At 74.4% G+C, this 25233-nt stretch carries 16 protein-coding genes and 1 pseudogene; 7 read left to right on the plus strand and 10 right to left on the minus strand.

The annotated features are described in order from the left end of the window. Positions 1-18: 18 nt before the first annotated feature. From nudC to ABD361_RS25110, 5 genes are all read right to left on the minus strand, one after another. On the minus strand, positions 19-948 hold the full coding sequence (gene nudC / locus ABD361_RS25090; RefSeq protein WP_344438221.1) for an NAD(+) diphosphatase: 930 nt from the start codon (positions 946-948) through the stop codon (positions 19-21). A gap of 122 nt (positions 949-1070) precedes the next feature. Then, the gene (locus tag ABD361_RS25095) at positions 1071-2501 is read right to left on the minus strand and encodes a dipeptidase (protein ID WP_344438224.1); all 1431 of its coding nucleotides are present in this window, start codon (positions 2499-2501) and stop codon (positions 1071-1073) included. A 46-nt stretch (positions 2502-2547) separates the two neighbouring features. Then, positions 2548-5769: an ATP-dependent helicase gene (locus ABD361_RS25100; protein ID WP_344438226.1), complete on the minus strand. Its 3222-nt coding sequence runs from the start codon at positions 5767-5769 to the stop codon at positions 2548-2550. Between the two features lie 35 nt (positions 5770-5804). After that, the gene (locus tag ABD361_RS25105; protein WP_344438228.1) at positions 5805-9125 is read right to left on the minus strand and encodes an ATP-dependent helicase; all 3321 of its coding nucleotides are present in this window, start codon (positions 9123-9125) and stop codon (positions 5805-5807) included. 174 nt (positions 9126-9299) lie between these two features. Beyond that, positions 9300-9617 (minus strand): MGMT family protein, encoded by a 318-nt coding sequence (locus ABD361_RS25110; RefSeq protein WP_344438231.1) that lies wholly within the window; start codon positions 9615-9617, stop codon positions 9300-9302. Between the two features lie 254 nt (positions 9618-9871). Here ABD361_RS25110 and ABD361_RS25115 point away from each other — a divergent pair, with 254 nt between their 5' ends. From ABD361_RS25115 to ABD361_RS25145, 7 genes and pseudogenes are all read left to right on the plus strand, one after another. Further along, positions 9872-12451 carry a lysylphosphatidylglycerol synthase transmembrane domain-containing protein gene (locus ABD361_RS25115; RefSeq protein ID WP_344438317.1) on the plus strand — a complete coding sequence of 860 codons (2580 nt, stop codon included), beginning with the start codon at positions 9872-9874 and terminating at the stop codon, positions 12449-12451. Between the two features lie 39 nt (positions 12452-12490). Then, the gene (locus tag ABD361_RS25120; RefSeq protein ID WP_344438233.1) at positions 12491-12877 is read left to right on the plus strand and encodes a TOBE domain-containing protein; all 387 of its coding nucleotides are present in this window, start codon (positions 12491-12493) and stop codon (positions 12875-12877) included. 10 nt (positions 12878-12887) lie between these two features. After that, entirely contained in the window at positions 12888-13625 is a 738-nt protein-coding gene (gene modA, locus ABD361_RS25125) for a molybdate ABC transporter substrate-binding protein (RefSeq protein ID WP_344438236.1), read from the plus strand. Further along, positions 13622-15461 (plus strand): annotated as a pseudogene (locus tag ABD361_RS25130) (ABC transporter permease). Before modA ends, ABD361_RS25130 begins: the two are co-directional and overlap by 4 nt. 46 nt (positions 15462-15507) lie before the next feature. Next, positions 15508-17085, plus strand: coding sequence for an alpha/beta hydrolase (locus ABD361_RS25135; RefSeq protein WP_344438238.1), 1578 nt, complete (start codon positions 15508-15510; stop codon positions 17083-17085). An 85-nt stretch (positions 17086-17170) separates the two neighbouring features. After that, positions 17171-17542, plus strand: coding sequence for a hypothetical protein (locus tag ABD361_RS25140; protein WP_344438241.1), 372 nt, complete (start codon positions 17171-17173; stop codon positions 17540-17542). Next, positions 17539-19083 (plus strand): alpha/beta hydrolase, encoded by a 1545-nt coding sequence (locus ABD361_RS25145; RefSeq protein ID WP_344438243.1) that lies wholly within the window; start codon positions 17539-17541, stop codon positions 19081-19083. Before ABD361_RS25140 ends, ABD361_RS25145 begins: the two co-directional genes overlap by 4 nt. Positions 19084-19298: 215 nt before the next feature. Here the strand turns inward: ABD361_RS25145 and moeZ are convergent, their stop codons facing one another. From moeZ to ABD361_RS25170, 5 genes are all read right to left on the minus strand, one after another. Continuing rightward, positions 19299-20477: an adenylyltransferase/sulfurtransferase MoeZ gene (gene moeZ / locus ABD361_RS25150; RefSeq protein ID WP_344438245.1), complete on the minus strand. Its 1179-nt coding sequence runs from the start codon at positions 20475-20477 to the stop codon at positions 19299-19301. Positions 20478-20578: 101 nt separating this feature from the next. Continuing rightward, complete coding sequence (locus ABD361_RS25155; RefSeq protein WP_344438319.1) at positions 20579-21349, minus strand: spherulation-specific family 4 protein; 771 nt, start codon at positions 21347-21349, stop codon at positions 20579-20581. Beyond that, the gene (locus ABD361_RS25160) at positions 21346-22260 is read right to left on the minus strand and encodes an NAD-dependent epimerase/dehydratase family protein (protein ID WP_344438247.1); all 915 of its coding nucleotides are present in this window, start codon (positions 22258-22260) and stop codon (positions 21346-21348) included. The genes ABD361_RS25155 and ABD361_RS25160 overlap by 4 nt, the downstream gene beginning before the upstream one ends. Then, complete coding sequence (locus tag ABD361_RS25165) at positions 22257-23435, minus strand: hypothetical protein (protein ID WP_344438249.1); 1179 nt, start codon at positions 23433-23435, stop codon at positions 22257-22259. The genes ABD361_RS25160 and ABD361_RS25165 overlap by 4 nt, the downstream gene beginning before the upstream one ends. Next, on the minus strand, positions 23432-24967 hold the full coding sequence (locus tag ABD361_RS25170; protein WP_344438251.1) for a DUF3492 domain-containing protein: 1536 nt from the start codon (positions 24965-24967) through the stop codon (positions 23432-23434). The genes ABD361_RS25165 and ABD361_RS25170 overlap by 4 nt, the downstream gene beginning before the upstream one ends. Positions 24968-25233: the final 266 nt, after the last annotated feature.

A 25233-nucleotide genomic window follows, 5' to 3' on the forward strand; every position in this document is an offset into this window, starting at 1 on the left:
AGGCTCTGCGGCAGGGGTCTACGGCAGGGGCTCGCCGTACCAGAGCTCGATCAGCCGGGCCGCGATCGAGATGCCGGTGGGGGGCAGCACCTCCCCGGTCTCGAACGCGGCCCGCAGCTCGTCGCGCGAGAACCAGCGCGCCTCGTGGATCTCCTCGCCGTCGACCTGGATGTCGCAGGAGGTGGCGCGGGCCATGAAGCCCAGCATGAGGCTGGAGGGGAAGGGCCAGGGCTGGCTGGCGACGTACTCGACGTCGCCGACGCTCACGCCGGCCTCCTCCGCCACCTCGCGGCGCACGGCCTGCTCGATGGACTCCCCCGGCTCCACGAAGCCCGCCAGGGTCGAGAAGCGGCCCTCGGGCCAGTGCATCTGCCGGCCGAGCAGGGCGCGGTCCTTCTCGTCGGTCACGAGCATGATCACGGCGGGGTCGGTGCGCGGGTAGTGCTCGGCGCCGCAGGCCGGGCAGCGGCGGACGTGGCCGGCCGCGGCGATGACGGTGCGCTCGCCGCAGCGCGAGCAGAAGCGGTGCAGGCGCTGCCAGTTCTCCAGGGCCACCGCGTGCACCAGCAGCCCTGCGTCGCGGGGGGAGAGCAGCAGGCCGGCCTCGCGCAGCCCGGCGGGGCGCGCGGACTGGTCGATGCGCCCGGGCAGGCTGTCCTTCTGGACGGCGAAGTAGGCGACGCCGTCGGCGTCCTGGCCCAGGAAGTAGCGGTGGGTCTCGGTGACGGGCGCCTCGAAGGCGGGCGTCATGACCAGTTCGGTGCGGCCGTCGGGGGTGTCGTCGACGAGCGCCTGACCGCCGGAGACCACGAAGACCCGGGTGGTGGGGTGGCTCCAGGCGGCGGAGAGCCAGGCCTCGTCGAGCCGGTGGTGGGCGGCTCTGTCGATGCCGCTCGCGCCGCTGAGCGTGATGGGCCGGGTGCTTGTGAGATCGGTCCAGTCGGTCATGGTCACGGCTGCTTCCAACTCCCCCTCTTGACGGTGGTCGTGCTGCTGCGGCTGGTGCCGCGGTACGGGCCGGTGGCCGGGCCGGCGCCGGTGGTGTGCGGTGCGCAGGGCGGCGTCCGCGGCTAGGCGCGGGCGGCCGGCCCGCCGGCGTAGGTGGCGGCGAGGTCGGCCCACAGGTGGGCGGCGCTCTCGGCGCCCTTCAGGAGCAGGTCCAGCTCGACCTTCTCGTTCGGGGCGTGCCAGCCGTCGGAGGGCACCGAGATGCCGAGGAACAGCACCGGTGCGCCCAGGACGTCCTGCAGGTCGGCGGCGGGGCCGGAGCCGCCCTCGCGCGTGAAGCGGATCTCCTGCCCGAAGGCGCGGCCCATGGCGCGGGCGAGCGAGGTCAGGGCCGGGTGGTCCAGGGGCGTCAGGCACGGGCGGGTGGAGCCGGTGAAGGTGATCTCGTGCCGGATGCCCGCGGGGAGCCGGTCGGCCACCCACTGGCGCAGGGTGTCCTGGATGCGCTCGGCGTCCTGGCCGGCGACGAGCCGGAAGGACAGCTTCAGCTGGGCGCTCGACGGGACGATGGTCTTGCCGCCGGGGCCCTGGTAGCCGCCGCCGATGCCGTTGACCTCGGCGGTGGGGCGGGCCCAGATGCGTTCGAGGGTGCTGTAGCCGCTCTCGCCGAGGGTGCCGTGCGAGTGGGCGGCGCCCAGCCAGCGCTTCTCGTCGAAGGGCAGCTCGGCGATCAGCTCGCGCTCGCGGTCGGTGAGCTCGACGATGCCGTCGTAGAAGCCCGGGAGGGTGACGCGGCGGTCCTCGTCGTGCAGGGCGGCGGCCAGGCGCGCGGCCTCGGTGGCGGGGTTGGGCACCGCGCCGCCGAAGGAGCCGGAGTGGATGTCCTGGTCGGGGCCGTACAGGTCGATCTGGCACTCGGCCAGGCCGCGCATGCCCGTGCAGACGGTCGGGGTGTCCTCGGACCACATGCCGGTGTCCGAGACGATCACCACGTCGCAGGCGAGGCGGTCGCGGTGGGCGTGCAGGAGCGCGGGGAAGTTCGGGGAGCCGGACTCCTCCTCGCCCTCGATCAGCAGCTTGAGGTTGACGGCGGGCGCGGTGCGGCCGGTGGCGGCCAGGTGGGCCCGTACGCCCAGGGCGTGGAAGAAGACCTGGCCCTTGTCGTCGGCGGCGCCGCGGGCGTAGAGGCGGTTGCCGACGGTGGTGGGCTCGAAGGGGTCGGTGTGCCAGCCGTCCTCGCGGGCGGCGGGCTGGACGTCGTGGTGCCCGTAGACCAGGACGGTGGGCGCGGCGGCGTCGCCGCAGGGCCACTCCGCGTAGACGGCGGGGGCGCCGGGGGCCTCCTGCGTGCCCGTCTCCCACACCTCGGCGACGGGGAAGCCGGTCTCCGTGAGCTTGTCCGCGAGCCACTGCGCGCTGCGGCGTACGTCCGGGGCATGGGCCGGGTCGGCCGAGACGGAGGGAATGCGCAGCCACTCGGCCAGGTCCTGGAGGAAGGCGGCGCGGTGCTCGGCGAGGTACGCGCGGACGACGGTGTCCGGGGTGTTGCTCATGCATCGAGCCTATCGGCAGCCGCGGACCGGCTCGGAGCGGGTTTCCTCACACTTCCTCCCCCAGGATGATCTTTTCCAGGCCGGCGCGGTCGGGCAGGCCCGGCGGGTGGACGGTCAGGCCGTCGCGTACGTGGACGAAGGCGGCACTGACGGATTCCAGCGGTATGCCGTGCTGCTCGGCCCAGGCCACGCGGTAGACGGCGAGCTGGAGGGGGTCGGCGTCGCCGTCGCGGCTCGTCTTCCAGTCGACGATCTCGTAGTGGTGGCCGCCGTCCGGGGCGGGGGTGCGGTAGACGGCGTCGATGCGGCCGCGGATCGCCCGGCCGGCGAGGGTGATCTGGACGGGCGCCTCCACGCGGTAGGGCGTGCGGTGGGCGTACGGCGTGCGGCGGAAGGCCTCCTTCAGCTCGGCCAGGTCGCGCTCGTCGGCGATGCGGGGATCGTCGTCCTCGCCGCCGGGCAGCTCGTCGGGGCCGAGCAGGGGCAGCGGCAGCGCCTCGAAGCGGGACTCGACCCAGGCGTGGAAGCGGGTGCCGCGGCGGGCCGCGGGCTGCGGGCGCCGGGGCATCGGGCGGGCCAGGTCGCGGGCGAAACCGTCGGGGTCGGCGGCCAGGCGCACGACCTGGGAGGCGGTCAGCGCGGCCGGCAGCTCGACCTCGCGGACGGTGGCGCGGGCGCGGCGCAGCTCGCCGACGAGGGCGTCGAGGTCGCGGTCCCAGGAGGCGACGGTGCGGGCCTCCTCGGGAAGCAGCTCGTCCTCCTCCGCTTCTCGCGCCGCGCTGTCGCCGTCGGCGGCGTCGGCGTTGGCGTCGGCGAGGTGGTCCAGGACCGCGCGGGCGGCCGCGCGGCGGCGGGCGAGGGAGGCCGCGTCCAGCGGCAGGGGCCAGGAGTGCTCGCGTTCGTCCTCGGCCAGGGCGGGGTTCTCCTCGCCCTCCTCCGGGGCCGGGGCCCACGCCTCGATCTCGCCGTGGCCCGCCTCGCAGTGCTCGCGCAGGGCCTCCAGGAAGACGGACGGGCCGCGGGGCCGGCGCTGGCTGGGGCCCCACCAGTGGCCCGAGGCCAGCAGGAGGGAGCGGGGGCGGGTGAAGGTGACGTACCCGAGGCGGAGCTCCTCGGTGTGCTGGTGCTCCTTCATCGCCGCCTTGAACGCGGTCATGCCCTTGGCGTCCCAGCCGGTCAGCTCCGGGAGGGTGGCGGCGTCGCCGCGCAGGGGGTGCGGCAGCACCTTGGGCTGGGCCGTCCATGCCTCGCGGCCCTGCTCGCTCGGGAAGCTCTTCGCGACCAGGCCCGGCACGGCGACGACGTCCCACTCCAGGCCCTTGGACTTGTGCGCAGTGAGGATCTTGACGGTGTCCTCGCCGCCGGGCAGGGACCCGTCGAGGCCCTTGTCGTACTGGGCGGCGGTGCGCAGGAACCCCAGGAAGGCGGGCAGCGTCGCCTCCCCGTCGAGGGCGGCGAAGCCGGCGGCCACGTCCAGGAAGCGGGTGAGGGTCTCGCGGCGGCGGGCGGCCAGGGCGTGCGGGGAGGCGGAGAGCTCGACCTCCAGACCGGTGGTCGCCAGGACGCGGTGCAGGACGTCCATGAGCGGGTCGGCGAGGCTGCGGCGCAGGTCGCGCAGCTCGGCCGCCAGCCGGGCGAAGCGGACGGCGGCCTCCTTGGAGAAGGGCAGGCCGTCGTCGGGGGCGGTGGTCAGGAAGGTGTCGAGGGCGTCGGCCAGCGAGACGGTCTCGGTGGGGTCGGTGCCCTCGACGGCCTCGGCCAGCCGGCGCCCGGGGTCGGTGCCGGTGCCCGCGTACGGGACGAGGGTGCGGGCGCGGCGGCCGAGCAGGGCGAGGTCGCGGGGGCCGATGCGCCAGCGGGGGCCGGTCAGGAGGCGGACGAGGGCGGCGTTGGCGGTGGGGTCGTCCAGGACCTCGCACACGGCGACCAGGTCGGCGATCTCGGGCAGGTGCAGCAGCCCGGACAGGCCGACGACCTCGACGGGGACGTCGCGCTCGACAAGGGCGGCCTGGATGCCGGCGAAGTCGGTGGCGGTGCGGCACAGGACGGCGATCTGCCCGGGCGGGGTGCCGGTGCGCACCAGGTGGGCGAGGGAGTCGGCCAGCCAGTCGAGCTCCTCGGCGTGCGTGGGCAGCAGGGCACAGCGCACGACGCCGTCGCGCTCGGCGCCGGGCGCCGGGCGCAGGGCCTCCACGCCCTCGTGACGGGCGCGCAGCGGCGCGGCCAGGCCGTTGGCGAGGTCCAGGAGGCGGCCGCCGCTGCGCCGGTTCTCGCTGAGGGCCCGGCGGCGGGCGGGGGTGCCGTCGGCGTGCGGGAAGTGGCGGGGGAAGTCGTCGAGGTTGGCGACGGAGGCGCCGCGCCAGCCGTAGATGGCCTGGCAGGGGTCGCCGACGGCGGTGACGGCGTGGCCGCTGCCGGCACCGAACAGGCCGGCCAGCAGCAGGCGCTGGGCGACGGAGGTGTCCTGGTACTCGTCGAGGAGGACGACGGCGTAACTCTCGCGCAGGATGCGGCCGACCTCCGGCCGGGTGCCGGCGAGCTCGGCGGCCAGCGCGATCTGGTCGCCGAAGTCGAGCAGATCGCGGGAGCGCTTCTCGCGGCGGTACGCCTCGACGAGGCCGAGGAGCTCCCGGCGGGCACGGGCGGTCTCGGGGACCTTGCGCAGGTCGGCGTTGGTCAGCCGCACCCCGTCGAGCTCCTGCAGCAGGCCCTCGTCGAACGCGCGCAGGCGGGCCGGGTCGACCAGGTGCTCCGCCAGCTCGCCGTCGAGCGCGAGGAGGTCGGCGACCAGGTCGGCGAACGAACGCGTCAGGGCCGGGTGGGGGCCCGGCGAGGAGCGCAGCACGCGGGCGGCCAGCTGGAAGCGGGTGGCGTCCGCGAGGAGCCGGGCGCTGGGTTCCAGGCCGATGCGCAGGCCGTGCTCCTTCAGCAGCTGCCCCGCGAACGCGTGGTACGTCGAGATGCGCGGCTCGCCGTCGGCCTCCTCCGCCACGGTGCCGACCGCGGCCAGGGCCTTGCGGACGCGCTCCGACAGCTCGCCCGCGGCCTTGTTGGTGAAGGTCAGGCCGAGCACCTGCTCGGGAGCCACCTGCCCGGTGCCCACGAGCCACACGACACGGGCCGCCATGACGGTGGTCTTGCCCGAGCCCGCGCCGGCGACGATCACCTGCGGGGCGAGCGGCGCGGTGATGCAGGCCGTCTGCTCCGGGGTGAACGGAATGCCGAGGAGCTCCTTGAGCTCCTCGGGATCGGTCAGGCGCGGGGTCACGCCGGGAACGCTACCGGGGGCCACTGACATCACTCTTACTCAACGACGTGGCGGCCTTCGGGCCGGGCGCTGCACGAGGCACGGAAGGTGCAGTGCGTGCAGTGCTGGCCGGGGCGGGGGGTGAAGCGTTCCTCGAGGACGCGGCCGGCGGCCTCCGCGAGGAGGGAGCCGATCCACTCGCCGTCCGGGGCGTCCTGGGCCTGCACCTTGGGCAGGGCGTCGCCGCCCTCCTTCTTGGCCGCACCCTGGCGCAGGTGGACGAGTTCGGCGCCGCCCGGCTCCGGGCGGCGGCCGCCGAAGACGTCGTCCACCGCGCCCTCGGCGACGGCCCGCTGGTAGACGGCGAGCTGGGGGTGGACGGCGACGTCCTTGGCGGTCGGCGCGTTCTTGCCGGTCTTGAAGTCGACGACGTAGGCGCGGCCGTGGTCGTCGCGTTCGACGCGGTCCATGGAGCCGCGCACCCGCACGAGGTACTGCTCGGCCTTGAGGGTCACGTCGAAGGGGTGCTCGGTGGCGACCGGGTACCGGCCGCGTTCCATCACGTGCCAGCGCAGGAACCGCTCCAGGGCGGCGCGGGCCGTCTCCTTCTCCTGCTGCGACTTCCACGGCGCGTCGAAGGCGAGGGCGTCCCACACGCCGTCGAGGCGCTCCATCAGCACGGCGAGGTCCGCGGGCGTACGGCCGGAGGCGACCTCGTCGGCCAGGACGTGGACGACGTTGCCGAAGCCCTGCGCCGCCGTGGCCGGGGCGTCCGCCTTGACCTCGCGGCCCAGGAACCACTGCAGCGAACAGCCCGTGCCGGTCAGCTGGCCGACGGCCGACGGCGACAGGGCCACCGGCCGCTCGGGATCGCGCAGCGGGGTCTCGTTGTGCGTCGTCTCGTGCAACCCCCACCAGCGGTAGGGGTGGGCGGCGGGTACGAGGGGCTGGCCGTCCTCGTCCCGCAGCGCGGCCAGGGCGGCCAGCCGCCGGGCCGCGGCGGCGCGCAGCGCCGGGGTGACCGCCGGATCCACGGTCGTCGCGCGCAACTCGGCCACCAGCGCGGCCACGGCCAGGGGCCGGCGCGGACGATGGGCTATGGCCACGGGCTCCACACCGAGCTCGGCCAGGAACCGCGACGGCTGATCGCCGTCCTCCGCGGCGGCCTGCACGGCGGTGACGACCAGCCGCTCGCGGGCACGGGTGGCCGCCACGTAGAACAGGCGGCGCTCCTCCGCGAGCAGGGCGCCCGCGGGCAGCGGCTCGGCGAGCCCGTCCCGCCCGATGCGGTCGGCCTCCAGCAGGGAACCGCGCCGGCGCAGGTCCGGCCACAGGCCCTCCTGCACGCCGGCGACGACGACCAGCCGCCACTGCAGGCCCTTGGAGCGGTGCGCGGTCATCAGACGTACGGCGTCCGGGCGCACCGGGCGGCGCGTGAGGGTGTCGGCAGCGATGTCCTGGGCCTCGACCTCGTCGAGGAAGCCGAGGGCACCGAGACCGCCGGTGCGCTCCTCGGCGCGGGCGGCCGTCTCGAACAGGGCGCAGACCGCGTCGAGATCACGGTCGGCGTTGCGGCCGGCAGGACCGCCGCGGTGCGCCGCCCGCTGCAGACGCGAGGGCCACGGGGTGCCGTCCCACAGCGCCCACAGGGCGTCCTCGGCGGTACCGCCGCGCACCAGGATCGCGCACGCCTCCCGCAAGAGCCCACCCAGGCGCTGCGCGGCGCGCGCGTACGCCGGGTCGTGCGCGACGAGGCGCTCGGGCTCGGCGAGCGCCCGGGCAATGAGCTCGTCCGAGGGCCGCGGGGCAACCTCCCCCGCAGCACGCTCCTCCTCCCGCAGGGCCCGCCCGAGCCGCCGCAGATCGGCGGCGTCCATGCCCCCGAGGGGCGACGTCAGCAACCCGATGGCCGTCTCGGCCGCCAATGCCTCCGGCGCCTCCGGCGCGGGGGCGTTCTCGGGTGCGGCCTCCTGGGCGGAGGCCTCCGCGGCTCCCGTCGCCTCCCGCAGGGCCGCTTCCGCGGCCACGCGGAGGGCCGTGAGCAGGGGGGCCACTGCCGGTTCGTGGCGGAGGGGGATGTCGTCGCCGTCGACCTCCACCGGGACGCCTGCCGCGGTCAGGGTGCGGCGGAGGGTGGGGATCGAGCGGGTGCCGGCGCGGACGAGGACGGCCATGTCCTGCCAGGGGACGCCCTCCTCCAGGTGGGCGCGGCGCAGGATGTCGGCGATGTTGTCGGTCTCGGCGCCGGCCGTCGGGTAGGTGTACGTCTCCACGCGGCCGCCGTCGTGGACGGCGGTCAGGTCGCGGTGGGCGCGTACGGCGTCGGCGGGCAGGCGGGTCAGCGGCATGCGGCGGGTGAGCAGCCGGGTGGCCTGGAGGAGGTTCGCGGCGGAGCGGCGGCAGGTGGTGAGGACGGCCACGGGTGCGGGGGTGCCGTCGGCGGTGGGGAAGGCGTGCGGGAAGTCGAGGATGCCGCCGACGTCGGCGCCGCGGAAGGCGTAGATGGACTGGTCGGGGTCGCCGAGGGCGATCAGGGTGCGGCCGCCGCCGGCGAGGGCGTGCAGGAGGCGGTTCTGGGCGGCGTCGGTGTCCTGGTACTCGTCGACGAAGACGGCGTCGTAGCGGCGGGCGAGGTCGGCGGCGACGTCGTCGCGTTCGGCGAGGAGGACGGCCCGGTGGACGAGCTCGGCGTAGTCGAGGACGCCGCGGGCGTCGAGGACGTCGAGGTACTCGGCGAGGAAGGCGGCGGCGGCGCGCCAGTCGGGGCGGCCGCTGCGGTGGGCGAAGGCGCCGAGGTCGCCGGGGCCGAGGCCGAGCTCGCGGGTGCGGGCGAGGACGGCGCGCATTTCGTCGGCGAAGCCGCGGGTGGTCAGGCAGGCGCGCAGTTCGTCGGGCCAGCGCACGCGGCCGCGGCCCTCGCGGCCGAGGGCGAGTTCGCCCTCCAGCAGCTCGCGGACCATGACGTCCTGTTCGGGGCCGGACAGCAGGCGCAGGGGTTCGGCGAACGCCTCGGCGTCCTGGTGGGCGCGCACGAGGGCGTAGCAGTAGGAGTGGAAGGTGGTGGCCTGGGGGCCGAGGGTGCCGCCGAGGCGGGCGGCGATGCGGTCGCGCACATCGACGGCGGCCTTGCGGCTGAAGGTGAGGACGAGGATCCGCTCGGGGTCGGTGCCGCGCCGCACCCGCTGCGCGACGGCCTCGACGAGGGTGGTGGTCTTGCCGGTGCCGGGTCCGGCGAGGACCAGCAGGGGGCCCCGCTCGTGGTCGACCACCGCGCGCTGGGCCGCGTCCGGCTCAAGGGGGGCCGCGGGGCCCGGCCGGGTGCGCACCAGGCGGTACGCGCCCGGGGCGGGCTGGGGCGACGAGGTGGAGGAGCTCACGTGTGGTGCCGGTCCTGGTGGGTCTGGTGTGTCGGGAGGGGCCCGGTGCGCGGGGCGGTCACCGACGCTACGCCAGGAGCCGCCCGGGACGCAGGGCGTCCCGGGGGGTGCCGTCCGGCGGCCGGGGGCTCATCCCTTCGGGTTACTGGGGAAACACCGCGGCCGTGGCCCGGGTCACGTGGCGTGCGTCACACCGTCCCAGCGGGCCGTGGCCATGGCCAGGCGCGGGGTGTCGCCCTCGCGCAGCGGGGTGCCCTCGGCGCGGTAGTGCTCCAGGGCCCGCCGTTCGTGGCCGGGCAGCAGCCGGCCGTCCGCGCGCACGACGCGCCACCAGGGCACGGCGCCGCCGTAGAGGGCCATGACGCGGCCGACCTGCCGGGGCCCGCCGTCGCCGAGCCATTCCGCGACGTCGCCGTAGGTCATCACCTTGCCGGGCGGGATGCGCTCGGCGAGCGACAGGACCCGCTCGGCGTACTCCGGAAGCTCGCTCATCCGGTCCATACTGCCGCAGGCCGCCGACAGTGCCGGCCGGGGCCGGAAGCGGCCCTCGGCAAGATCACTCAGAGTGCGCCGTCGCACTACAGGGCGTACGATCTCCAGTCCGCGCCCCCGAAATGCACCCTGATACCCCCTTGCCCGGCCGGGTCGTGCCACCATCTTCCGGGCGGTGACTGGTGATACGAGACCAAGACGAGACGGACGACGAGCAGGGCGCGCAGCCTCATGACGGGGCGCGCGCCCGTCGAGTGCTGTCCTGGGAGAAGGACTGCGACAAGGAGGGGGAGGGCCGCATCGACAAGGTCTCCGGCGACGAGCCGCTGCTGCCGGCCCGGGTCCACCGTCCCGCGGACCTGGTGCGGCTGTTCCTGGGCATCCTCGGGATCGCCCTGGTGCTCGCCCTCGCGGCCTTCGCCCACTCGACCACCCAGGGAGTGGCGCAGGACATCCGGCAGAGCACGGGCACGGTGCCCGAGCTGCTGGCGAACTTCGCGGGCCTGACGGCGAACATCGCGGTCTTCATCGTCCCGGTGGCCTTCGCCGTTGAGCGCCTGGTCAAACGCGACGGCCTGCGCATCGCCGACGGCGTGCTGGCCGCGGTGCTCGCGCACGGGGTGTCGCTGGCCACCGCCCTGTGGGTGGCCGAGGCGGCCCCGGCCTCGATCCGTGACGCGCTCACCCAGCGCGCGCCCAGCGGCGGCGTGACCGACCCGGTGCACGGCTACCTGGCGCCCGTGATCGCCTACATGACCGCCGTCGGCATGTCCCGCCGGCCCCGCTGGCGGGTGGCCATGTGGGCCGTCCTGCTGCTCGACTCCTTCGCGGTGCTGGTCAACGGCTACACCACGCCGTTCTCCATCGCCGTCACCGTCCTGATCGGCTGGACGGTGGCGTACGGCACCCTGTACGCCGTCGGCTCCCCCAACGTCCGCCCCACCGGCCGGCACCTGCTGGCCGGGCTGCGGCGCGTCGGCTTCCGGCCGGAGAGCGCCCTGCGCGCGGAGGACACCGCCGCGGACGAGGCCCACCCCGACCGCGGCCGCCGCTACATCGTCACCCTGGAGGACGGCCCGCCCCTCGACGTCACCGTCGTCGACCGCGAGCAGCAGGCCCAGGGCTTCTTCTACCGCGTCTGGCAGCGCCTCGCGCTGCGCGAGACGATCCAGCGGCGCAGCCTGCTGTCCCTGCGCCAGGCCCTCGAACAGGAGGCGCTGCTCGCCTACGCCGCCATCGCGGCCGGCGCCAACGCCCCCAAGCTGATCGCCACCTCCGAGCTCGGCCCGGACGCGGTGATGCTCGTCTACGAGCACATCGGCGGCCGTCCCCTGGACACCGTGCAGGACGACGAGATCACCGACGAGCTGCTCACTTCCGCCTGGCGCCAGCTGCGGTCCCTGCAGTCGCGCCGCATCGCGCACCGCAGGCTGGACGGCGACGCCCTCCTGGTGGATCGTTCCGGCAATGTCGTCCTGACCGACCTGCGCTCCGGCGAGATCGCCGCCGGCGACCTCGTGCTGCGCATGGACGTCGCCCAGCTCCTGGTCACCCTCGGCCTGCGCGTGGGCGCCGAACGGGCGGTCGCCACCGGAGTGGCGGTCCTGGGCCCCGACGCCATCGCCGACAGCCTGCCGCTGCTGCAGCCCCTGGCCCTCACCCGCATCAGCCGCGCCACGCTGCGCCAGCTGGCCCGCGAGCGCTCCGAGCGCGAGCGCGAACGCGTCCTGCAGGCGGCGAAGGAGGCCCGCGAGCCGGAGAGCCGCAAGGCCCTCAAGGCCGAGCGCCACGCCGAGAAGAAGGCCCTCGAAGAGGCGCTGGAGGAGGCCCGCGAGGAGGACCTGCTGGCGCAGATCCGCCGCCAGGTGCTCCTCGTCCGCCCCCAGGCCCCCATAGAGCCGGTACGCCTGGAGCGCATCAAGCCCCGCACGCTGATCAGCTTCGTGGCGGGCGCGATCGCCGCGTACTTCCTGCTCTCGCAGCTCACCCACGTCAAGTTCGGCGATCTGGTCGACAAGGCCAACTGGGGCTGGGTCGCGGTCGCCGTGGCCTTCCAGGCACTGACCTACGTGGCCGCCGCCATGAGCCTGCTGGGCTTCGTGCCGGAGAAGGTGACCTTCGGCCGCACCGTGCTGGCCCAGGTCGCCGGCTCGTTCGTCAAGGTCGTCGCCCCGGCCGCGGTCGGCGGCGTGGCCCTGAACACCCGCTTCCTGCAGCGCGCGGGCATCCGCCCGGGCCTGGCGGTCGCCAGCGTCGGCGCCTCCCAGCTGTTCGGCCTGGCCTGCCACATCATGCTGCTGCTGTCCTTCGGCTACATCACCGGCACCGAACGCAGCGACTCCCTCGGCCCCTCCCGCACGGTGATCGGCGGCCTGCTGACCGCCGCCGTCCTGGTCCTGGTCGTGGCGGCGATCCCGGTGCTGCGCAAGTTCGTCTCGACCCGGGTGCGCTCGCTGTTCGCCGGCGTCGTCCCGCGCATGCTCGACGTCCTGCAGCGCCCGCAGAAGCTCTGCGTGGGCATCGGCGGCATGCTGCTGCTGACCGCCGCCAACGTCATGTGCCTGGACGCCTCGATCCGGGCCTTCGGCGGCGAGCTGAGCTACGCGAGCATCGCCGTGGTCTTCCTGACCGCCAACGCCCTGGGCTCGGCGGCCCCCACCCCCGGCGGCGTCGGCGCGGTCGAGTTCGCCCTCACCGGTGCGCTCACCTTCGCCGGCCTGCCGGCCGAGCAGGCAACGCCCGCCGTCCTCCTCTTCCGCCTGATGACCCTGTGGCTGCCGGTCCTGCCGGGCTGGGCCTCCTTCACGCACCTGACCCGTAAATCGGCCATCTAGGCTTGCACCTGCGAGCCTGCACCACCTAACGTGCCGCACATGCGGTCGTACACCATCGGGCAGGCGGCCCGCCTGCTCAGCGTCAGCCCCGACACCGTCCGTCGCTGGGCCGACGCCGGCCGCCTCCCCACCACGCGCGACGAAACAGGCAAACGCCACATCTCCGGCAAGGACCTGGCGGCGTTCTCGGTCACCCTCACCGCCACGGAGGACGAGCCGGCGTACACCACGGCCCGCAACGCCTTCCCGGGCATCATCACCGCCGTCAAGCTCGGCGACGTGGCCGCGCAGGTGGAGATCCAGGCGGGCCCGCACCGCCTGGTCTCGCTGCTGACCCGCGAGGCCGTCGAGGAGCTGGGGCTCGAGGTGGGCATGGAAGCGGTGGCCCGGGTGAAGGCCACCAACGTGCACATCGATCGCGCCTGACGGAGACCTGATGAACCGCACCCGGACGGCCCTGGCCGCAGCCCTGCTCGTCTCGCTGACGGCTGCCTGCAGCAGCACGGGAGAAAAAGAAACCACCGTCACGGTGCTGGCAGCGGCATCCCTGACGGACGTCTTCAAGCAGGCCCAGGCCGCCTACGAAAAGTCGCACCCCGGCACCAAGCTCACGTTCTCCTTCGCCGGCTCCCAGGAGCTGGCCGCCCAGGTACGCCAGGGCGTCCCGGCCGACGCCCTGGTGACGGCCGACACCAAGACGATGGACGGGCTGAAGGGCAGCACCACCACGCCGGTCACCATCGCCAGGAACAAGCTGACGATCGTCACCACCCCGGGCAACCCCAAGAACATCCACACCCTCGCGGACCTCGCCCGCCCGGACCTCAAGGTGGTCCTGGCGGCCCCGGAGGTCCCCGCGGGCCGCTACAGCAAGAAGATCCTCGACAGCCAGCACATCACGGTCGAGCCGGTGTCGCAGGAGGCCAATGTCCGTGCGGTCCTGAGCAAGGTCTCCATGAAGGAGGCCGACGCGGGCATCGTCTACGAGACGGACGCAAAAGCAACAAAAACCACCACGGTCGAGATCCCCGCATCCCAGAACGCAGTGGCGCTCTACCCGGCCGCAACCCTCAAAAAATCAGAGCACACCAAGCAAGCCGACGACTTCGTCAAGTGGCTGACGTCCGACGAGGCCCAGCAACTCCTGCGCAAGGCAGGCTTCCAGCAACCATGAGGGCCCGCACTCCCCTGGCCCTCGCCCTGCCCGCCGCCGTCGCGGTGGTGTTCCTCCTCGTCCCCCTGGCGGGCATCCTGGCCCGTACGCCGTGGAGCACACTGCCGTCCCGCCTGACGAGCGAACCGGTCACCCAGGCACTGACGCTGAGCCTGAAGGTGTCCCTCGCGGCGCTGGCACTCTCCCTCGTGCTCGGCGTTCCCCTGGCATGGGTGCTGGCCAGGGGAACGTTCCGCGGCAAGGCGCTGATCCGCTCCCTGGTGATGCTGCCCATGGTCCTGCCCCCCACGGTGGCGGGCGTGGCCCTGCTCCAGGGCTACGGCAGAAACGGCGTCCTGGGCGGCGTCCTCGCGCAATTGGGCATCACCCTCCCGTTCTCAACCCCAGCCGCAGTAGTGGCCTCCACCTTCGTCTCGATGCCGTTCCTGGTGATCAGCATCGAAGGGGCCCTGAAATCCCTGCACCCCCGCTACGAGGAAACAGCCACGACCCTCGGCTCGTCACCGCTGCGCACCTTCCGCACCGTCACCCTCCCCCTCATCGCCCCGGGCCTCCTGGCGGGCGCGGCCCTGTGCTGGGCCAGGGCACTGGGCGAGTTCGGCGCGACGATCACGTTCGCGGGCAACCTCCCGGGCACGACGCAAACCCTCCCCCTCCAGGTCTACTTGCTCCTCCAGGACGACCCCGAAGGGGCAACAGCCCTCTCCCTCCTCCTCCTGGCCACGGCAACGGCGGTCCTGCTGTCCCTCCGCGGCAACTGGCTGCACCCGCCCCCGACCCACCCCGCACGCGCACCCGCACCCGCACGCGCACCCGCACCCGCACCCGCTGCGCACCACCGTCACCGGCGCCGTCCACGCCACCCTCGACGCCCCCGCCGGCACGACCATCGCCGTGGTCGGCCCCAACGGCGCCGGCAAGACGACGCTCCTGCGCGCCCTCCTCGGCCTCACCACCCGCGCCACGGACGGCTCGACCACCCCGCCCCACCGCCGCCGCATCTCCTGGGTCCCCCAGGACGGCGCCCTCTTCCCGCACCTGACCGCCCTCGCCAACACGGCGTACGGCCTGCGTGCCCAGGGCGTACCGAAACACGAAGCCCTCGCCGAGGCCCAGGACTGGCTGGACCGCCTGGCCGTCGGCGAGCTGGCCCACCGCAGACCCGCCCACCTCTCCGGCGGCCAGGCCCAGCGCGTGGCGCTCGCCCGCGCCCTCGCCGCCCGCCCCCGACTCCTGCTGCTCGACGAGCCGTTGGCCGCCCTGGACCAGACGACCCGCGCCCACGTGCGCCACGCCCTGCGCACGCACCTCGCCGACTTCCCCGGCGTGTGCCTGATCGTCACGCACGACCCCGTCGAGGCCGTCTCCCTCGCCGACCACGTCCTCGTCCTGGAGGACGGCCGTACGACGCAGTACGCACCCCCCGCCGAGCTGACCCGCCGCCCCCGCTCCCCCTGGACGGCCCGCATGCTGGGGCACAACGCGTGGCACGCCACGGCGGCGGCCGACGGCACCCTGCACCTCCGCGACGGCGGCACCCTCACCCCCGCCGACCCGCCCCCACCGGGGACGACCGGCATCGCCCTGGTCGGTGCGGCCGCCGTGGCCGTGCACACGACCCATCCGTCCCCGGGCTCGCCCCGCAACGTCCGGCAGGGCACGATCCGCGAGCTGGCGCCCCACGGCAGTCGCGTCCGCGTCCTCGTGCTCGTCGAAGGGCACACACAAGTGATCGCCGAGGTCACCCCGGCGGCGTTGGCCGATCTGGCCCTCAAGGAGGGCCAGGACGTCTGGATCACCGTCAAGGCCACAGAAGTACGGTTCATCGCCACGTAACCCGTACGCCCCACCCCACGGGCGCACCCCCACCCCCGCGCCCAGGATGGACCCCGTGTCCAGATCCGCACGGGCGGCAGCCCTCCCCGCAGCCGCGCTCCTGCTCCTCACCGCGGCCACGGCGACGGGTTGCACCGGCGCCGGACGCCCGGCCGCCGACGCGGCCACCGCACAAGCACCGTCCTCGGGCCCGGGCGCAGCCCCGACCCCCTTCTCCACCCAGAAGCTCGACTGGAAGAAGTGCCCGGCCCCCAGCCGCGCCGAGGACAGCAACGCGGCCGGCCGCCCGCCGGGAAACGACTGGGAGTGCGCGACGCTGCGCGCCCCACTGGACTACGCCCACCCCGACAAGGACACGATCGGCATCGCGATGATCCGGGCGCGGGCCACCGACCAGGCCCACCGCATCGGTTCGCTGGTGTTCAACTTCGGCGGCCCCGGCGGCTCCGGCGTCACGACGCTGCCGGCGTTCGCGGACGACTACAGCACCCTGCGCACCCGCTACGACCTGGTGTCCTTCGACCCGCGCGGCGTCGGCCGCAGCAACGGGATCACGTGCCTGTCCGACAAGGAACTCGACGCGTACTACGCGGCCGACGCCACCCCCACCACCCAGGACCAGGAGAAGGAGCTCCAGGACCGCATCGCGGCCTACGCGGACGGCTGCCGCAAGCACTCCGGCAAGATCCTCCCGTACGTCGGCACGACGAACGCCGCCCGCGACATGGACCTGATGCGCCAGGTGCTGGGCGACGCGAAGCTGCACTACTTCGGCATCTCGTACGGCACCGAACTGGGCGGCGTCTACGCCCACTTGTTCCCCCGCAACGTCGGCCGCGCCGTGCTCGACGCCGTCGTCGACCCGACGAGCGACCCCGTGCAGAGCGCCCTCGCCCAGGCCGGCGGCTTCCAGCTGGCGCTCGGCAACTACATGACGGCCTGCGTGAAGACGTCCGACAACTGCCCGACCGAGCAGCAGATCACCGCCCTCCTCGATCGCCTGGAGAAGAAGCCGATCCCGGGCGGCGAGGGCCGCGACCTCACGCAGTCCCTCGCCACCGGCGGCATCGCGCAGTCGCTGTACTCGAAGGACTTCTGGGACTACCTGACCGAGGGCGTGGAGGACGCGGAGAACGGCGACGGGAAGATCCTGCTGGCCCTCGGCGACACCATGAACGGCCGCGGCCAGGACGGCAAGTACAGCTCCCTGCAGGCCTCGCTCAACGCCGTCACGTGCGCCGACTTCGCCCAGCGCTACACCGTGGCGGACGTCCGGAAGAAGACGGCCGAGTTCCGCAGGACCAGTCCCGTCTTCGGCGACTTCATGGCCTGGAGCCTGCTGCAGTGCACCGGCTGGCCCGCCAAGGGCGAGTGGCGGACGCCGGACGTCAGCGCCAAGGGCGCCGCACCAGTCCTCGTCGTGGGCAACACCGGTGACCCGGCGACTCCTTATGAGGGAGCGCACAAGATGGCGCAGGAGCTGGGCCAGGGCGTCGGAGTCGAGATGACGTACCGGGGAGAGGGGCACGGGGCGTACGACAGCGGCAATGCGTGCGTGAAGAGCACGGTTGACGCATACCTGCTGGAAGGTACTGTTCCGGCACCCGGGAAGGTGTGCTCATAGCACCCATAGCACTTCACACGGGTAAGACTGGTAACACATAAGACTGGTAACACAGGTCGTACGAACGCCCGGGGAGGGGGCCGAGGTGGAGCCGGACACGGAGCACACCCCGGACGACAAATCCAGGATGCTCACCGGTGCCCTCGCCATAGCGGCACTGCTGGCCGCCCTGATGGCGCTGTGGCAGACGCAGTCCAGGCCGCTCGACGAGCAGCCCGACCAGTGCCGGGGCACGCCCTCGGGCAACAGCGGCTTACCGGCGCCGGCCACCCGTGCCCCCGGCTGGGCCACCGGCCCCGTCCCCGGAACGGCACCCGTTCCCGGAACGGCCTCCGCACCGGCCACCGGCCCGGCCGCGCGGTCGTCCGTGCGCCCCTGCGCTCCCTCCGACGGCGACCGTACGCCGGGGGCCAGTGCGTTGGGAATGGCCCATTCCTCCGTAGAGTCGGTGGAATGAGTATCCAGCGGCCACGGCCACGGCCCAGGGCGGCGGCCCTCGCCTCCGCGGCCCTCGCGATCGCCCTCACCGCCACCGCGTGCGGCAGCGACGACGGGAGCCCCGGCAACGGCGGCGACGGCAAGAACGCCACGTCCGCCGCCTCCCCCGCCCTGCACTGGCAGCGCTGCGCCGCCCCCACGCCCGCCCAGGGCGGCGGCAAGGCGCCCGGTAAGGCATGGGAGTGCGCGAAGCTGCCGGTGCCGCTGGACCACGCCCGGCCGGACGGCGAGAAGATCGAGCTCGCACTGATCCGCAGCAGGGCGACGGACGCCTCGCACCGCATCGGCTCACTGGTGTTCAACTTCGGCGGCCCGGGCGCCTCCGGGGTGCAGACGCTGCCCTCCCTCGCCGACACCTACGACGCGCTGCACCGCCGCTACGACCTCGTCTCCTTCGACCCCCGCGGGGTGGGCGAGAGCGCCGGGGTGCGCTGCCAGAGCGACAAGGAGCTCGACGCCGCCTACCAGGTGGACGGCACGCCGGACGACGACGCCGAGCTGCGCGCCACGCTGGCGACGAACAAGGCGTTCACCGAGGCCTGCGCCAAGAACTCCGGCAAGATCCTGCCCCAGGTGGACACCGCCAGCGCCGCCCGCGACATGGACCGCATCCGCGCGGCACTGGGCGACACCAAGCTCAACTACTTCGGCATCTCGTACGGCACCGAACTGGGCGGCGTCTACGCCCACTTGTTCCCCCGCAACGTCGGCCGGACGGTGCTCGACGCCGTCGTGGACCCGACCCAGGACCCGGTCCAGGGCAACATCGCCCAGACCAAGGGCTTCCAGCTGGCCCTGGAGGACTACCTCAAGGACTGCCGCGGTTCGGCCGACTGCCCCACCCTCGGGCAGATCACGACGCTGCTGCGCGACCTGGACGAGCACCCCCTGCCCACCAGCCAGGGCCGCAGGCTGACCCAGGACGAGGCCACCGGCGGCATCGCGGCCGCGCTGTACTCGAAGGACACCTGGAAATACCTGACGGCGGGCCTGCAGGAGGCCATGACCAAGCGCACCGGCACCACGCTTCTGCTGCTCTTCGACGCGATGTCCGGCCGCTCGCCCGAGGGGCGCTACAGCAATCTCACGGCCGCCAACCGGGCCATCTCCTGCGCGGACGCCGAGCAGCGCTACACGGTCGACGACGTGCGCCGGTCCATGGCGGAGTTCAAGGCGGCGTCACCGGTCTTCGGGGAGTCCGCGGCCTGGTCGCTGCTGACGTGCACGGACTGGCCGGTGAAGGGCAAGTGGCGCACGCCGGACGTCCGGGCCGCGGGCGCGCCGCCGATCCTGGTGGTGGGCAACGCCGGCGACCCGGCGACCCCCGTGGCCGGGGCCCGCAGCATGGCGGAACAGCTCGGCAAGGGCGTGGGCGTGGTGCTCACGGTGCAGGGCGAGGGCCACGGGACGTACGGGGTGAACGCCTGCGCGACGAGGGCGGTGAACGCCCACCTGCTGGACGGCAGGATCCCGGCTGACGGGACGACCTGCGCCCCGTAAGGGGCGCGGCCCCGTAGGGGCGCGGGGAACTGCGCGATCGGCCACCGGCGGCCCGCAGCCGAAGCGCTAGCCCGGGGCCCGGGCGCAGCACGGCACTTCGTCTGCGGGCGCGTCGTGGCTTGTCGCGCAGTTCCCCGCGCCCCTTACGGGGCGCTGCCGGGCGCGCGAAGGGCCTGCGCGCCATCGCGGCGAGCAGGCCCTTCGACGGACACCCGTCAGTACACCGGCTTGTGCGGTTCGATCTGGTTGACCCAGCCGATCACGCCGCCGCCCACGTGGACCGCGTCCGCGAAGCCCGCGGACTTCAGCACCGCCAGGACCTCCGCCGAGCGGACACCGGTCTTGCAGTGCAGGACGATCCTGCGGTCCTGGGGCAGGTCCTGCAGGGCGTTGCCCATGAGGAAGTCGTTCTTGGGGATCAGCCGGGCGCCGGGGATGGAGACGATCTCGTACTCGTTCGGCTCGCGGACGTCGATGATGTCGATGTTCTCGCCGCCGTCGATCCACTCCTTCAGCTGGCGCGGAGTGATCGTGGAGCCGGCCGCGGCGGCCTGCGCCTCCTCGCTGACCACGCCGCAGAACGCCTCGTAGTCGATGAGCTCGGTGACGGTGGGGTTCTTGCCGCAGACCGCGCAGTCGGGGTCCTTGCGGACCTTGACCTGGCGGTAGGTCATCTCCAGGGCGTCGTAGATCATCAGGCGGCCGACCAGCGGGTCGCCGATGCCGGCCAGCAGCTTGATGGCCTCGTTGACCTGGATGGAGCCGATCGAGGCGCACAGCACGCCGAGCACGCCGCCCTCGGCGCAGGAGGGGACCATGCCCGGAGGCGGGGGCTCGGGGTACAGGCAGCGGTAGCAGGGCCCGTGCTCGCTCCAGAACACCGACGCCTGGCCGTCGAAGCGGTAGATCGAGCCCCACACGTACGGCTTGTTCAGCAGCACGCAGGCGTCGTTGACCAGGTAGCGGGTGGCGAAGTTGTCGGTGCCGTCCACGATGAGGTCGTACTGGGAGAAGATCTCCATGACGTTGTCGGCTTCGAGCCGGCCCTCGTGCAGGACGACGTTCACGTACGGGTTGATGCCGAGCACGGTGTCGCGGGCGGAGGCGGCCTTGGAGCGGCCGATGTCGGCCTGGCTGTGGATGATCTGCCGCTGCAGGTTCGACTCGTCGACCTCGTCGAACTCCACGATGCCGAGCGTGCCCACGCCCGCGGCCGCGAGGTACATCAGCGCGGGGGATCCGAGCCCGCCGGCGCCCACGCACAGCACCTTGGCGTTCTTCAGGCGCTTCTGCCCGTCCATCCCGACGTCCGGGATGATCAGGTGGCGGGAGTACCGACGGACCTCGTCGACGGTGAGCTCGGCGGCTGGCTCGACCAGGGGTGGCAGCGACACGGCGACTCCAGGGTCATCCCCGTGGGACGGGGAACGCAGGCAGTGTTTTTCGGTGTGCTTCGGTGCAACAGTTCTTTGGTGCAACACTGCCACGCGCCGTCTCATTCCGAGAGACCGGGTCCGATGGCCGAGACGATTTCGTCCCAGTAGCCGGGCAGGGACTCCCAGGGGTCGACCGCGCCGTGATCGGTGCGGTCGGTGAAGTAGATCGTGCCCGCCCCCTGCCAGCGGGCCACGCGCAGCGCCTCCTGGAGGTGGGAGCGCGGCACCCCGTGGACGAGGTGGCAGAAGCGCTCGGGCGGGTGGTCGGCGGTCCACTCGGCCGCCCTGGACCAGCGGTAGCCGGACCAGGGGCCGGCGAAGGTGACCAACTGGTCGGCGACTTCGGCGTATCCGGGGCTCGGGTGGGTGCCCTGCGCGAGGACGAGGTGGGCCCGTTCGAGGACGGTGCGCAGGGCGCCGGCGACGCGCCGCACCTCGGGCAGGGCCTCGGCGTCGGCGGGGCAGCGGGCCAGCAGGAAGCCGTCGACGCGGTACCAGTTGAGGAAGCGCTGGGCGTCGGAGAGCAGCTCCCCGAAGGGCCGGGCGCCGTGGGCGAGGTCCAGGTGGCCCAGCACCCGGACGCCGGCGGTGCGCAGCGGTACGACGGCGGCCAGCCAGTACGGGTCCTGGCGGGCGCCGGGGCCGCCGGTGACGCCGTCGCTCTCGCGCAGGGCGGTGCTGCCGAGGGTGACCCAGTCCAGCGGGAGGCCGGCCCGTTGCAGGCCGCCCCACTCGGCGGGGGCGACCAGCGGGTGGGCGAAGCCGGGCACGGCCAGGCGCAGCGGTGCGGGGCGGGCGGCGAGCGGGCGGCGGTGGCCGGAGGGGATCAGATGCGACACGCGGCCTCCATCCAGATGTCGGCGAGGGACTCCTCCAGCCCGATGCGGGGCCGCCAGCCGAGCCGGTCGCGGGCGGTGCGCACGTCGGCCTGCTGCCAGCTGCCGCAGCCGTCGGGGTAGGGGTAGGCGGGCGGGGCGCCGAGGTGGGGGTCGTCGAGTTCGTGCAGGGCGCCGCCGAAGCCGGCGACGCGGGCGAGGAGCGTGGCGGCGTCGCGCAGCCGCACGGCCCGGCCGGTGCCGATGTTGACGGCGCCCTGGGCGGCGGAGAGGGAGGCGGCGTGGACGGCGCGGGCGATGTCGCGGACGTCGACGAAGTCGCGCTGGACGCCGAGGCCGGTGAGCTTGAGCTCGTTGTCGCCGCTCTGCATGGCGCGGCGCATGGCCTCGGCGAGCCGGCCGAGCGGGGAGCCGGCCGGGGTGCCGGGGCCCACGGGGGAGAAGACGCGCAGGACGATGGCGTCGAGCCCGGAGCCGAGGACGAGCTCGGTGGCGGCGAGCTTGCTGACGCCGTACGGCCCGCCGGGGCGGGGCACGGCGTCCTCGGCGGTGGAGGAGCCGGGCTGGGAGGGCCCGTACTCGGAGGAACAGCCGATCTGCACCAGGCGGGCGCCGCAGCCGCTGCGGCGCAGGGACTCGCAGACGGTGGCGACGGCGACGGTGTTGTGCCGGGTCAGGTCGCGGGCGCCGCCGCGGGTGGCGCCCGCGCAGTTGATGACGACGCCGGGGTGCACGGCGTTGAGGAAGCGCGTGAGCGCGCCGGGGCTGCCGCTGGCGAGGTCGAAGCGGACGTCGGCGTCGTCGCCCCGGCCGAGGGCGGTGAGCTGGACGGCGGGGTCGGCGAGCAGCCGGTCGGCCACGAAGCGGCCGATGTAGCCGTTGGCGCCCAGGAGCAGCACTCTCATCGGTCGTGCCCCCGCTCGGTCCGGCTGACGGTGGCGGCGGTGCCGGTTTGCGGTGTCATCTTCGTGGGTCTCCTCAGACACGGTGGGGGGTCACCCGGGCGGCCACCGGTTGCCCGGGGCGGGGTGGCGGCCGCCGGGTGGCGGGGGTGCGGGCGGCGCCCGTGCACCGAGGCCCGGGACAGCGCGGGGACGGCGTGGCCGAGCAGGGCCAGCGCGGTGGGGACACAGGCCAGGAGGGGTACGGCGGCGGGGCCGTGCGCGGTGGCCGCCCAGGCGACGGGCCAGCGCAGGGCCTCGCAGCCGGGGAGCCGGGCGGCGAGCAGCGAGGCGAGGGCGAGGGCCTCGGCGAGGGCGGCGGCGAGGAGGGCGGTGGTGGCGGGGCGGGTCAGGCCGTGGGCGGTGAGCAGCAGGGCGAGGTAGAGCAGGGTGCCGAGGCCGGCGAGGGCGGCGCCGGCGAGGGGGCCGGTGGTCTGCGGGGGGCCGGCGGGCAGACCGGTGCGGGCGGGCCACCAGAAGGCGAGCAGGGCGGCGAGGAAGGCGGTGGCGGCCAGCAGCAGGGCGGGCCGGGCGCGGCGGGCGAAGCCGGCCAGGTCGCGGTCGTCGAGGGCGCGGCGGGCGTGGCCGGCGAACCAGTGGGCGGTCAGCGCGGCGGGGACGGTGGCGCAGGCCAGGGCGAGGGCGGTGGGGGCGGCGGCGTGCGCGGCGGAGGACAGCAGGGTGGGGCCGCCGAGGGCGCGCCGGCCGTGCAGCAGGGCGGTGACGAGCCAGTCGCCGAGGAGGCCGTAGGCGACGAGCCACAGGCAGAGCAGGGCGACGGGGACGGTTCCCCGGCCGCGCACGGCCGCGCAGGTCGCGTACGGGCGCGCGGGGGTGTGCGGGGCGGGGGCCGGGGCGGGCGGGGGGTCGTCGTCGGTGCGCTCGACGCGGGCGTGGAGCTCCTCGGCGAGGGAGAAGACGTCGCGGTGGCGGTATTCGGCGGCCTGCCGGTCGTCGATGCCGTGGGCTTCGAGGCCGGCGGCGATCTCCAGGGGTTCGACGGCGCGGGCGCACAGGGCGTGGTGGCGGGCGAGGAGGGCCTTGACGGGGCCGGCGGGGGCGGGCGGCGGGGCCGGTACCTGTGCTATCGCGGCCGGGGCGGGGGCGGTGGGGTGCAGGGAGGAGGTGGGTGCCGTCACGGGCGTCCTGCCCAGGTGGGTGAGGCGGAGCGGGGGGAGACGGCGAGCGGGGTGCTGTCGCCGGCGGCGCGGGAGAAGGGGACGGCGGGGTCGCAGGCGGTGTGGGTGACGGGGGCGCGGGAGAGGACTTCGAGGTAGAGGGCGCCGAAGGCGGCGACGTTCTGCTCGACGGTGAACAGTTCGAGGGCGCGGGCGCGGGCGGCGGCGCCGAGGCGGGCGCGGCGGGCGGGGTCCTCCAGCAGGGCGCGGCAGGCCTCGGTCAGGGGGCCGGCCCGGCGGGCGGGGACGACGAGGCCGGTGCCGCCGATGACCTCGCGGACGGCGCCGACGTCGGGCGAGACGGTGGGGCGGCCGCAGAACATGGCCTCGGTGAGGGCGGTGGGGAAGCCGTCCTGGGCTCCGGAGAGCAGGACGATGCTGCCGGCGGGGTAGTCCTCGGGGCCGCGGGCGGGGGTGTATTCGACCCGGTCGGCGCCGTCGGTGGTGTCCGGGGGCGCTCCGACGACTCTCAGGCGCAGCCCGGGGTGGTCGGCGCGCAGGGCGGCGAGGGCTTCCCACAGGTGGGGTTCGGTGGGGCCGCCGGTCCAGACGAGGAGGGGGTCGCCCGTGGGTTCGGCTTCCTCGGTCTCGCCGGCGGTCTCGTACAGGCCGGCGTCGGTGCCGGGGTGGACGGTGCGCAGCCGGGCGCGGTCGGCGCCGCAGCGCTCCTGCCAGCGCCGGCCCTGGCCGTCGCCGGCGGTGATGAGGGCGGCTTCGGCGTAGACGAGGGCGGCGAGCTGCCGGTGGAAGGCGGCGAGCAGGGTGCGGACGGGGCGGGAGAGGTCGTCGGCGGAGTCGAGGGAGGCGAGGTGGTGGGCGCGCAGTCCGACCTCGTACTCGGTGACGAGCAGGGGGGTTCCGAAGAAGCGTTTGGCCATCAGGCCCGGCAGGGCGGCGGGTCCGGCGGAGGTGGCGTGGCACAGGTCGACGGCGGCCAGCCCCCGGTCGCCGTCGGCGGTGCCGTACCAGTCGAGGGACAGCGGGCGCAGGGCGCGTTCGAGGTGGCCGGTGACGAGGAGGAGGTCGGGGACGCGGATGTCGTAGGCGGCGGGGTGGGCGCCGGGCGCCCGGCAGGCGTTCTCCAGCACCCGCAGGGCGTCCTCGGAGCGCAGGGCGGTGGCGAGTCCGCCTTCGTCCCGGGCGAGGTCGGCCAGGCCGTTGAGGCCGTCGGTGAAACGGTACGCCTGATCGCCGGGGAGGGTGATGGCCGCGGCCAGGTCCCCGAAGTGGGCGGCGAAGCGCCGGCGCCGGTCGCGGCCGCCCGGCCCGTACCCGCGCCCGGTGCCGCCGGTGGGGACGCCCCACAGCGCGGCCGCCCGGACGCGCCGGACGTTGCCGGGCAGCGCGTGCCAACCACTGTCCTCCTGACGGGCCGTCCGGCTCAGGGCGTAGAGCTCGAAGTCGTGCTGGGCCAGCCCGCGTACGAGCCGGTCGCACCACTCACCGCCCTCGCCCGCGGCATACGGATAGCCGCCCTCGGAAAGCAGGCCCACACGCACGAAAGCACCCCCGTTCTCCCTTGTCGGAAGCCGCCGTTGCGGCAGCGGGAGCACGCTATGCGGGCTCGCCGGTGGCGCGGCGGACGGTTGTCCGTCGCGCCACCGGAAGGGGTGAACGGGCGTGACTTCCCACTCCGTGGGGCGTTTTCCTGGGCTACGCGGCCTGGGCCCCGCCAGGGGCGCGGGGAACTGCGCGACAAGCCACGACGCGCCCGCAGACGGAGTTCCGTGCTTCGCCCGGGCCCGGGTGGCGTTCGACT

This window comes from Streptomyces luteosporeus, from assembly GCF_039532865.1.
Taxonomy (GTDB): domain Bacteria; phylum Actinomycetota; class Actinomycetes; order Streptomycetales; family Streptomycetaceae; genus Streptomyces; species Streptomyces luteosporeus.

Bases quoted from the DNA above. Each gene is read 5' to 3' on its own strand.
- nudC (WP_344438221.1), bottom strand. From the start codon at position 948: ATGACCGACTGGACCGATCTCACAAGCACCCGGCCCATCACGCTCAGC.
- ABD361_RS25095 (WP_344438224.1), bottom strand. From the start codon at position 2,501: ATGAGCAACACCCCGGACACCGTCGTCCGCGCGTACCTCGCCGAGCAC.
- ABD361_RS25110 (WP_344438231.1), bottom strand. From the start codon at position 9,617: ATGAGCGAGCTTCCGGAGTACGCCGAGCGGGTCCTGTCGCTCGCCGAG.
- ABD361_RS25120 (WP_344438233.1), top strand. From the start codon at position 12,491: ATGCGGTCGTACACCATCGGGCAGGCGGCCCGCCTGCTCAGCGTCAGC.
- modA (WP_344438236.1), top strand. From the start codon at position 12,888: ATGAACCGCACCCGGACGGCCCTGGCCGCAGCCCTGCTCGTCTCGCTG.
- ABD361_RS25135 (WP_344438238.1), top strand. From the start codon at position 15,508: ATGGACCCCGTGTCCAGATCCGCACGGGCGGCAGCCCTCCCCGCAGCC.
- ABD361_RS25145 (WP_344438243.1), top strand. From the start codon at position 17,539: ATGAGTATCCAGCGGCCACGGCCACGGCCCAGGGCGGCGGCCCTCGCC.
- ABD361_RS25160 (WP_344438247.1), bottom strand. From the start codon at position 22,260: ATGAGAGTGCTGCTCCTGGGCGCCAACGGCTACATCGGCCGCTTCGTG.